Consider the following 9,305-nt stretch of genomic DNA (forward strand, 5'->3'; position numbering starts at 1 on the left):
CATGAGTAGTGGAGAGTACCGAACCGGCCGCGAAGGTGAGTTCACCTACCGCGGTCACACGCTCGACGAATTGCAGGAGATGAGTGTTGACGAAGTCGCGGAACTGCTTCCCGCACGCCAGCGGCGAACCATCGAGCGGGGACTGTCCGCCCAGCAGGAGAAGCTGCTGGAGGACGCCCGCGAGGCCACCGAGGAAGGGTCGGCCAACGACCCGATTCGGACCCACCTGCGGAACATGCCGATACTCCCCGAGTTCGTCGACAAGACGTTCGCGGTGTACACCGGCCAAAGCTTCGAGCGCGTGCAAATCGAGCCCGAGATGCTCGGCCACTACCTCGGCGAGTTCCAGCTGACCCGAACCTCGGTCGAACACGGACAGGCCGGTATCGGGGCGACCCGTTCCTCGAAGTTCGTGCCACTCAAGTAAACCATGGGAATCAGCTACAGCGTCGAGGCCGACCCGGACACCACCGCCAAGGGGATGCTCCGGGAGCGCCACATGAGCCACAAGCACAGCAAAGCCATCGCCCGCGAAATCAAGGGCATGACCGCCGAGGACGCCCAGGCGTACCTCCAGCAGGTCATCGACGGCGAGCGGTCGGTGCCGTTCAAGTCCCACAACAGCGGCGTGGGCCACCGGAGCGACATCGACGGCTGGGACGCCGGACGCTACCCCGAGAAGGCCAGCGCGGCGTTTCTCGACCTCATCGAAAACGTCGTCAACAACGCCGACTCGCAGGGGTTCGACGGCGAGGAGATGGAAATCATGCACGTCGCCGCCCACAAGGTCGGCGAGGTGCAGGGTCGCAAGCCCCGAGCGATGGGGCGTGCGTCCGCGTGGAACACGATGGAAGTAGACGTCGAACTCATCCTGGAGGAGGCTGACGAATAATGGCAGACGAACACCAATTCATCGAAGACGGGCTACAGCGGAGCCAAATCGACGAGTTCTTCGCGGACGAACTCGGCCGCGCGGGCTACGGCGGCATGGACGTCGCCAAGACCCCGATGGGCACCCAAATCGTGCTCAAGGCCGAAAAGCCCGGGATGGTCATCGGCAAGGGCGGGAAGAACATCCGGAAAATCACGACCCAGCTCGAAGAGAAGTTCGAGCTTGACGACCCCCAAATCGACGTGCAGGAGGTCGACGAACCGGACCTGAACGCTCGCATCGTCGCCGACCGACTCGCCAACGCGCTCGAACGCGGTTGGTACTTCCGGAAGGCCGGACACACGACCATCGACCGAATCATGGACGCGGGCGCACTCGGTGCGGAAATCGTCCTCTCCGGAAAGGTCACGGGCGCACGCTCGCGGGTCGAGAAGTTCAACCGCGGCTACATCAAGCACAACGGCGAACCCGCCGAGGACATCGTCGACCACGGCCAGGGCGTCGCAGTGATGAAGCTCGGCACCATCGGCGTGGACGTGAAGATAATCCCGCCGGGAGCCGACCTTCCGGACGACTTCGACGTCGAAGAGGGCGCGAGTCCCGAGGAAGTCGTCCCCGAAGCGGTCGAAGCGAACGAGTCGGTCGAACAGCTCCTCGAAGAGCCGACCGACGAGGAACTCGAAGAACTCGGCGAGGAGGACGCGGCCGAGGAGGCCGCCGAACCCGACGACGAGGAGGTCGAGGAAGTCGTCGAGGAAGTCCTCGAAGAGGAGACCGCGGCGGACGACGAGTCCGAAGCGGAATCCGAGGAGGACGAATCGGTCGAGGAGAACCTCGACGAACTCGAAGAGGAAGTCGAGCAGGAGGCCGAGGAACTCCTCGACGAGATGGACGACGAAGCCGACGAGGAGGGTGACGAATAATGGCGATTCTCCACGTCGAAGAAATCCGCGACATGACCCCCGCAGAGCGCGAGGCCGAACTGGAAGACCTCCAGACGGAACTCCTCAACGCCAAGGCCGTGAAGGCCGCGGGCGGTGCGCCGGAAGACCCCGGCCGATTCAAGGAACTGCGCCGGACAATCGCGCGCATCAAGACGGTGCGCCGAGAAGAAGGCGACGTAGACGAATAAACATGCCACTCACACCCGAAACGCTGACGCGACACGAACTCAACGGACTCCCCGTTCGGGTCGTCGCGGCGACCAACCCGACTCTCGTCGGTATCGAGGGTCGCGTCGTCGCGGAGACCCAGGGAACGCTGAGCGTCGCGTCGGCCGACCGGGTGCGACAGGTACCGAAGCAGGGCTCGACGTTCGAGTTCGCGCTCACAGATGAACCCGCCGACCGGGCTAACCGGTCGGGGACCGCGTCCAAACGTGGGTCGGAAACTGCCGGAGGTCGCTCCGGTCAGTCTGGCTCTCGCGAGGGCGTGGCCTACGTTACGGTGGATGGCGCGCGACTGCTCTCACGACCCGAGCTACGTACCGAGAAGGCAGGTGACTCCAGATGGCAATAGGACTGAACGTAACAGAGCCGGAGGAGACCTGTGCCGACGATAACTGTCCGTTCCACGGAACGCTTTCCGTTCGCGGACAGACCATCGAAGGCCAGGTCGCCTCCACAGACATGGACAAGACCGTAATCGTCGAACGAGAGTACGACGTTCCGGTGCCGAAGTACGACCGGTACATGAAGCGCCGGTCGCGCGTTCCGGCCCACGCGCCGGAATGCATCGACCTCGAAGTCGGTGACACGGTCAAGATAGCAGAGACACGACCGCTCTCGAAAACGAAGAGCCACGTCGTCGTCGAGCAGTTCGAGACGACGCGGGACTTCGGAGCGGGCGATACCACACAAGTCGAACCGTCCGACGAGGATATCGTCGACGGAGGTGACGACTGATGGAAGCGCTCAAAGCTGACGTGACGCAGGGCCTCTCGAAGGGGTCGCTGCTCACGTGCGCGGACAACACGGGCGCACGCGAACTCAAACTCATCAGCGTCTCCGGCTACTCGGGCACCAAGAACCGACACCCGAAGGCGGGTATCGGTGACAAAGTGACCGTCTCGGTCACCAAGGGTACTCCCGAGATGCGGCGTCAGGTGCTGGAAGCGGTCATCGTTCGCCAGCGCAAATCCATCCGCCGTCCCGACGGGACGCGGGTGAAGTTCGAAGACAACGCCGCCGTCGTCATCGACGACGTCGAGGAACCGCGCGGGACCGAAATCAAGGGTCCCATCGCGCGGGAAGTCGCCGAGCGGTTCGGTTCGATAGCGAGCACGGCTACGATGATAGTATGACTACGCAACCACGCAAACAGCGAAATCAGACCGAGAGTGCCTCGCTCCACGAGCGACACAAGCAGGTCACGGCCACGCTGTCCGACGACCTCCGCGAGGAGTACGAGACCCGAAACGTTCGGGTCAACGCGGGCGACACCGTCGAGGTCATGCGCGGCGACTTCGCCGGAGAGGAAGGCGAAGTCATCGACGTGGACCTCCGCGACGCGGTCGTTCGCGTCGAGGACGTGACCGTCGAGAAGGCCGACGGGGAGGAGGTCCCCCGGCCGCTCGACGCGAGCAACCTTCGCGTGACCGACCTCGACCTGGACGACGACCGACGCGAGGCGCGTCTCAGAGGTGACGACAATGAGTAACCACCAGAAACGACTCTCCGTTCCGAACTCGTGGCCCGTCGAGCGCAAGACCGACACCTTCACCGTGAAGGCCCAAGGCCCGCACGGCAAGGAGGGCGTCCCGCTGGTCATCCTGCTTCGGGACGTGCTGGGCTACGTCGCGTCGAAAAAGGAAGCGCGCTACGCGCTCGAACAGGACAACATCCTCGTCAACGGCGACCCGAACGCCTCCGAGGACCGTCCCATCGGGATGTTCGACATCCTCACGTTCACCGAGCGCGACGAGCACTACCGCGTCTTCCCCGACGAGGGCGGTCGGCTCGCGCTGACCCCCATCGACGGCGACGCCGCCGACAGCAAACTCGCGAAAATCGACGACAAGACGCTGGTCACCGGCGGTCAGACCCAGCTCAATCTCCACGACGGCAAGAACCTCGTCGTCGAGGACGCGAGCGACTACGCGGCCGGTGACTCCATCGTCGTGAACAACGACGACGACGAAATCGTCGCCCACTTCCCCTACGAAGAAGGGAGCCTCGTGACGGCCGTTCGCGGCCAGCACGCCGGCGAAATCGGCGAAGTCACCGAGATTCACGTCACGCCCGGAAGCGGCTCGAACAGTGTCGCGGTCGAAACCGACGACGGAGCCTTCGAGACGGTCGAGGAGTACGTCGTCGTTATCGACGAGAACTTTACGGGTGATGACGAATGAGCGAAGCCGAAGCCGACTTCCACGAGATGCGCGAGCCGACGGTCGAGAAGGTCGTCGTCCACATGGGCGTGGGCGAGGGCGGCCGCGAACTCGCGGACGCTGAGGAGATTCTCGAAAGCGTGACGGGCCAACAGAGCGTCCGGACGCTGGCGAAATCGACCAAGCCCGAGTTCGGCATCCGACAGGGCGACCCCATCGGAGCCAAAGTGACGCTCCGCGACGAGGACGCAGAGGCGTTCCTCGAAACGGCGTTAGCGCTCTCGGACATCGCCGCCAAGCAGTTCGACGACACCGGAAACTTCAGCTTCGGCGTCGAGGAACACACCGAGTTCCCGAGCCAGGAGTACGACCCGAACGTCGGCATCTACGGTCTCGACGTGACGGTCAACCTCGTGCGACCCGGCTACCGGGTCTCGAAGCGCGACAAGGTGTCGCGCTCGATTCCGTCGAGCCACAAGCTGACCGTCGAGGACGCCATCGCGTACCTCGAATCGAACTTCGACGTGGAGGTAGATAAATGAGCGAGAGCGAAACAGAGTCCGACGCGACGGGAGAGCACGCGGCCAAGCGAACCGGCCAGATAGAGGAGTGCCAGCGATGCGGCCGAAAGCAGGGCCTCGTCGGCAAGTACGACATCAATCTGTGTCGCCAGTGCTTCCGCGAAATCGCCCGAAGCATGGGATTCAAGAAGTACCGATAACAATGGCAGGAAACGATCCGCTGTCCAACGCGCTCTCGGGCGTCGACAACGCAGAGAGCGTCGGACACCTGAACCACACCGTACAGCCCGCCTCGAACGAAATCGGCAGTGTACTTGAGGTCTTCTACGACCGCGGGTACGTCGATGGGTTCGAATTCATCGACGACGGCAAAGCCGGTCGATTCGAGGTCGAACTGAAAGGCGCGATAAACGAATGTGGCGCGGTCAAGCCCCGCTACTCGGCGGGAGCCGACGAGTTCGAGAAGTGGGAGAAGCGATTCCTCCCCGCCCGCGAATACGGGGCGCTCGTCGTCACGACCAGCCACGGCGTCATGAGCCACTACGAGGCCCGCGAACAGGGCGTCGGTGGCCAGATAATCGCCTACGTGTACTAACAATGCCACGAGTAGAACTGGAAATTCCGGACGAGGCGAGCGCCGAGACGGACCATCTCGAACTCACAGTCGAGGGTCCCAACGGCAGTGTCACACGACGCCTCTGGTACCCCGACGTGTCCGTCGCAGTCGACGGCGACTCGGTGGTCATCGAGAGCGACGAAGACGACGCGAAGACGACGGCGACCATCGGCACGTTCGAGAGCCACGTGCGAAACATGCTCCACGGCGTGACCGAGGGATGGGAGTACACCATGGAGGTGTTCTACTCCCACTTCCCGATGCAAGTCCGCTCCGAGAGCGACGAGGTCGTCATCGAGAACTTCCTCGGCGAGAAAGCGCCGCGACGCACCTCGATTCACGGCGACACGACCGTCGATGTGGACGACGAGGTCGTCACCCTCAGCGGCCCGAGCATCGAGGACGTCGGACAGACCGCCGCGGACATCGAGCAGTTGACCCGCGTGCGGGGCAAGGACACTCGCGTGTTCCAGGACGGCGTCTACATCACCGAAAAGCCCCAGACAGGAGGTGCCTAACGAATGGCAGACGAATCCCAAGAGCTAGAAGACATCAGCGGCGTCGGCCCGAGCAAAGCCGACTCGCTCCGAGACGCGGGCTTCGACTCCGTCGAGGACGTCAAAGCCGCGAGTCAGGACGAACTCGCAGACGTCGAAGGCATCGGGAACGCGCTCGCGGCCCGCATCAAAGCGGACGTGGGCGGTCTCGAAGTCGAAGACGAGACCGAGGCCGAAATCGAGGAGGACGAACCCGAGGAGTCCGACGAGGAAGAAGCCGAGGAGGTCGAGACCGAGCTTCGACCCCGCGGACTGGTCGACAAGACTCCCGACCTCACCGAGCGCGAGGAGGAACTGCTCGCCCAGCGCAAGCGCGTTGGCAAGCCGCAGTTCAATCGCCAGGACTACCACATGAAAAAGCGCACGCCCACCTCGTGGCGGCGTCCCCGCGGCCAGCTATCGAAGCAGCGCCGCGGCATCAAGGGTAAGGGTCCGAAGGTCGAAGCGGGCTACCGAACGCCCGAGGCGGTGCGCGGCAAGCACCCCAGCGGCTTCGAGGAGGTCCGCGTTCACAACGCGTCCGACCTCGAAGGCGTCGACGGCGACGTCGAAGCGGTCCGCATCGCGTCGAAGGTCGGCGCGCGCAAGCGCGAGCGCATCGAGGAACAGGCCGAAGAACAGGACATTCGCGTCCTGAACCCGACGTACGTCGAAGTCGAGGTGGAAGAATGACTGACCTGACCGCACAGAAGCGACTCGCATCCGACGTGCTCGACGTCGGCGAGAGCCGCGTCTGGTTCGACCCCGACGCGCAGGGTGACATCGCGGAGGCGATTACCCGCGAAGACATCCGCGAACTCGTCGACGACGGCACGATTCAGGCGGAGACGAAGAAAGGTAACTCCCGCGGTCGCGCCCGAAAGCGCCAGCAGAAGCGCAACTACGGCCACCAGACCGGTCCCGGCTCCCGGAAGGGGAAGGCGGGCGGTCGAGAGAGCGGGAAAGAACAGTGGACGAAAACGATTCGCGCACAGCGGCGAAAGCTCCGCGAACTCCGCGCAGAGGGTGAAATCACCCAGTCGCAGTACCGCGACCTCTACGACAAGTCGAAAGGCGGGGAGTTCCGTAGCGTCCAGTACCTGCTGAACTACATCGAGAACAACTACTAACCATGGCAACAGGACCACGATACACGGTGCCGATGCGACGTCGGCGCGAGGTCCGGACCGACTACCATCAGAGGTTGCGCCTGCTGAAATCCGGCAAGCCCCGGCTGGTCGCTCGCAAGAGCAACCAACACGTCAGGGCGCAGCTGGTCACGATGGGTCCGGGCGGAGACGAAACGGTCGCGAGCGCGTTCTCGGGCGACCTCGAGGAGTACGGCTGGGAGGCCCCCACGGGCAATCTCCCGAGTGCGTACCTCACGGGGTATCTGCTCGGCAAGCGCGCGCGAGACGCGGGGTACGAGGAGGCGGTGCTCGACATCGGCCTCAACACGGCGACCCCCGGAAACCAGGCCTTCGCGGTGCAGGAAGGCGCAATCGACGCTGGCCTCGACATCCCTCACAACGAGTCGGTGCTCGCCGACTGGTCGCGTACTCGCGGCGAACACATCGCCGAGTACGCAGAACAGCTCGACGAGCCGCTCTACAGCGGGGATTTCGACGCCACCGAACTACCCGAGCACTTCGACGAAGTGCTCGCAGAACTACAGGAGGACTAACACATGTGTGCAAACCGAAACGGCTGGGAACCCCAGACCCGCCTCGGCCGCAAAGTCGCGGAGGGCGACATCGACACGATGGAAGACGCCCTCAACTCCGGCCTGCCGCTGAAGGAGCCGGAGCTGGTCGACCAGCTCCTGCCCGGACTCGAAGACGAAGTGCTGGACATCAACATGGTCCAGCGCATGACCGACTCGGGTCGACGCGTGAAGTTCCGATGTGTCGTCGCTATCGGTAACCGCGACGGCTACGTCGGCTACGCCGAAGGTCGAGACGACCAGGTCGGCGGCGCGATTCAGAAGGCAATCGAGGTCGCGAAGCTCAACCTCGTCCGAGTCAACCGCGGCGCGGGGTCGTGGGAGGACCGTAGCGAACGACCGCACTCGCTTGCTCGCCAGACGAAGGGCAAGGCGGGGAGCGTCGAAGTCGAACTGATTCCGGCCCCGACCGGGCTGGGACTCGCGGCGACCGACACCGTCCGGAAGATTCTCGAACTCGGCGGCGTCGAGAACGCGTGGACCAAGAGCCACGGCAACACCCGGACGACGCTCAACCTCGCGAAAGCGACCTACAACGCCCTCGAAAACGCCGCCGAGTCGCGCGGCCCGCGAGGACAGGTCGATTACGGCGAGGAGGTGGCCGACTCATGAAAGCGGTCGTCCAGATTCGCGGCGAGGTCGATATGACCGGCACCACGAAGGACACCTTGGAGATGCTCAACATCCACCGGGTGAACCACTGTGCGCTCGTCCCCGACGGCGACACCTACCGCGGGATGATAACGAAGGTCAACGACTACACCGCGTACGGCGAACCGAGCCAGGACGTGCTCGAAACGCTCCTCGAGAAGCGCGCCGAGCCGAGCGAAGGCTCCGACGACGTGGACGACGAGTGGGTCGCCGACAACACTGACTACGACGACATCGCCGACCTCGCGTCGGCGCTGCTCGACGACGAGACGACCCTGCGCGAGCAGGGTCTGGCACCGGTCCTTCGCCTCCACCCGCCGCGGGGCGGCCACGACGGCCTCAAACACCCCGTCGCGGAGGGCGGCGAACTCGGCAAGCACGACACCGAGGAAATCGATTCGCTCCTCAAGGCGATGCGATAACCATGACCAGCAAGAAACGACGACAGCGCGGCTCTCGAACCCACGGCGGCGGCACGCACAAGAACCGGCGCGGTGCCGGGAATCGCGGCGGCCGCGGGCGCGCGGGGCGCGACAAACACGAGTTCCACAACTACGAACCGCTCGGCAAACACGGCTTCTCCCGGCCGGAGAAGGTCAAGGAGACCGTCCTGACCATCGGCGTGCAGAAGCTCGACGAGGACGCGGCCGTGCTGGCCGCCGACGGCCTCGCGGAGGAGACCGACTTCGGCTACCGACTCGACGCCCGCGACGTCGTCGAGGACGGATGGGACGCCGACGCCGTGAAGGTGCTCGGCGGCGGTCAGGTCCGCAACCAACTCGAAGTGACCGCCGACGCCTTCTCGGCGAGCGCGGTCGAACTCATCGAAGAGGAGGGCGGCGACGCCACCCTCAGCGAGCGCGGCGAGCAAGCCGACGACGAAGACGAAGCGGACGACGAGTAATCCGACACCGACTTTCGACGGTTTCGGGGTCGCGTTTTTTCGATGTGATTCTGTCACCACCGAGAGTGGAATCGCTCGGCGAATTCTCACGCCGTACTGGCGAATGATTTATAATTTCTCGTTTTGAACTTCGG

At 64.1% G+C, this 9,305-nt stretch carries 19 protein-coding genes; all 19 read left to right on the plus strand.

Annotated elements, in window-relative coordinates:
• The first annotated feature begins 1 nt into the window (after window position 1).
• The 19 genes from EKH81_RS07775 to EKH81_RS07865 are packed head-to-tail and all read left to right on the plus strand — an operon-like array spanning window position 2 to window position 9,171.
• Window positions 2-427 (plus strand): 30S ribosomal protein S19, encoded by a 426-nt coding sequence (locus tag EKH81_RS07775; RefSeq protein ID WP_132059719.1) that lies wholly within the window; start codon window positions 2-4, stop codon window positions 425-427.
• 3 nt (window positions 428-430) lie between these two features.
• Window positions 431-892: a 50S ribosomal protein L22 gene (locus EKH81_RS07780; RefSeq protein WP_132059717.1), complete on the plus strand. Its 462-nt coding sequence runs from the start codon at window positions 431-433 to the stop codon at window positions 890-892.
• Window positions 892-1,815 (plus strand): 30S ribosomal protein S3, encoded by a 924-nt coding sequence (locus tag EKH81_RS07785; protein WP_132059715.1) that lies wholly within the window; start codon window positions 892-894, stop codon window positions 1,813-1,815. The genes EKH81_RS07780 and EKH81_RS07785 overlap by 1 nt, the downstream gene beginning before the upstream one ends.
• Complete coding sequence (gene rpmC, locus EKH81_RS07790) at window positions 1,815-2,024, plus strand: 50S ribosomal protein L29 (protein WP_132059713.1); 210 nt, start codon at window positions 1,815-1,817, stop codon at window positions 2,022-2,024. The genes EKH81_RS07785 and rpmC overlap by 1 nt, the downstream gene beginning before the upstream one ends.
• A 2-nt stretch (window positions 2,025-2,026) precedes the next feature.
• A complete protein-coding gene (locus EKH81_RS07795) occupies window positions 2,027-2,410 on the plus strand; it encodes a ribonuclease P protein component 1 (RefSeq protein ID WP_132059711.1) in 384 nt (127 codons plus the stop codon).
• Window positions 2,401-2,796: a 30S ribosomal protein S17 gene (locus EKH81_RS07800; protein WP_132059709.1), complete on the plus strand. Its 396-nt coding sequence runs from the start codon at window positions 2,401-2,403 to the stop codon at window positions 2,794-2,796. The genes EKH81_RS07795 and EKH81_RS07800 overlap by 10 nt, the downstream gene beginning before the upstream one ends.
• Window positions 2,796-3,194, plus strand: a complete 399-nt coding sequence (locus tag EKH81_RS07805) for a 50S ribosomal protein L14 (RefSeq protein ID WP_132059707.1) — start codon at window positions 2,796-2,798, stop codon at window positions 3,192-3,194. The genes EKH81_RS07800 and EKH81_RS07805 overlap by 1 nt, the downstream gene beginning before the upstream one ends.
• Window positions 3,191-3,550 (plus strand): 50S ribosomal protein L24, encoded by a 360-nt coding sequence (gene rplX, locus EKH81_RS07810; RefSeq protein WP_132059706.1) that lies wholly within the window; start codon window positions 3,191-3,193, stop codon window positions 3,548-3,550. The genes EKH81_RS07805 and rplX overlap by 4 nt, the downstream gene beginning before the upstream one ends.
• Window positions 3,543-4,241 (plus strand): 30S ribosomal protein S4e, encoded by a 699-nt coding sequence (locus EKH81_RS07815; RefSeq protein WP_132059704.1) that lies wholly within the window; start codon window positions 3,543-3,545, stop codon window positions 4,239-4,241. The genes rplX and EKH81_RS07815 overlap by 8 nt, the downstream gene beginning before the upstream one ends.
• On the plus strand, window positions 4,238-4,762 hold the full coding sequence (locus EKH81_RS07820) for a 50S ribosomal protein L5 (RefSeq protein WP_132059702.1): 525 nt from the start codon (window positions 4,238-4,240) through the stop codon (window positions 4,760-4,762). Before EKH81_RS07815 ends, EKH81_RS07820 begins: the two co-directional genes overlap by 4 nt.
• A complete protein-coding gene (locus EKH81_RS07825; RefSeq protein WP_132059700.1) occupies window positions 4,759-4,941 on the plus strand; it encodes a 30S ribosomal protein S14 in 183 nt (60 codons plus the stop codon). The genes EKH81_RS07820 and EKH81_RS07825 overlap by 4 nt, the downstream gene beginning before the upstream one ends.
• A gap of 2 nt (window positions 4,942-4,943) precedes the next feature.
• Window positions 4,944-5,336 (plus strand): 30S ribosomal protein S8, encoded by a 393-nt coding sequence (locus EKH81_RS07830; RefSeq protein WP_132059698.1) that lies wholly within the window; start codon window positions 4,944-4,946, stop codon window positions 5,334-5,336.
• Window positions 5,337-5,338: 2 nt separating this feature from the next.
• Window positions 5,339-5,875, plus strand: a complete 537-nt coding sequence (locus EKH81_RS07835) for a 50S ribosomal protein L6 (RefSeq protein ID WP_132059696.1) — start codon at window positions 5,339-5,341, stop codon at window positions 5,873-5,875.
• A 3-nt stretch (window positions 5,876-5,878) separates the two neighbouring features.
• Entirely contained in the window at window positions 5,879-6,586 is a 708-nt protein-coding gene (locus tag EKH81_RS07840; protein ID WP_132059694.1) for a 50S ribosomal protein L32e, read from the plus strand.
• The gene (locus tag EKH81_RS07845) at window positions 6,583-7,023 is read left to right on the plus strand and encodes a 50S ribosomal protein L19e (protein WP_132059692.1); all 441 of its coding nucleotides are present in this window, start codon (window positions 6,583-6,585) and stop codon (window positions 7,021-7,023) included. Before EKH81_RS07840 ends, EKH81_RS07845 begins: the two co-directional genes overlap by 4 nt.
• 2 nt (window positions 7,024-7,025) lie before the next feature.
• Complete coding sequence (locus EKH81_RS07850) at window positions 7,026-7,577, plus strand: 50S ribosomal protein L18 (protein WP_132059691.1); 552 nt, start codon at window positions 7,026-7,028, stop codon at window positions 7,575-7,577.
• A 3-nt stretch (window positions 7,578-7,580) separates the two neighbouring features.
• Window positions 7,581-8,228, plus strand: a complete 648-nt coding sequence (locus tag EKH81_RS07855) for a 30S ribosomal protein S5 (RefSeq protein WP_132059689.1) — start codon at window positions 7,581-7,583, stop codon at window positions 8,226-8,228.
• Entirely contained in the window at window positions 8,225-8,689 is a 465-nt protein-coding gene (gene rpmD / locus EKH81_RS07860) for a 50S ribosomal protein L30 (RefSeq protein WP_132059687.1), read from the plus strand. Before EKH81_RS07855 ends, rpmD begins: the two co-directional genes overlap by 4 nt.
• 2 nt (window positions 8,690-8,691) lie before the next feature.
• Window positions 8,692-9,171: an uL15m family ribosomal protein gene (locus EKH81_RS07865; RefSeq protein ID WP_132059685.1), complete on the plus strand. Its 480-nt coding sequence runs from the start codon at window positions 8,692-8,694 to the stop codon at window positions 9,169-9,171.
• Window positions 9,172-9,305: the final 134 nt, after the last annotated feature.

It is taken from the genome of Halorussus amylolyticus, assembly GCF_004143485.2.
In the GTDB taxonomy this organism is placed as follows: Archaea; Halobacteriota; Halobacteria; order Halobacteriales; family Haladaptataceae; genus Halorussus; species Halorussus amylolyticus.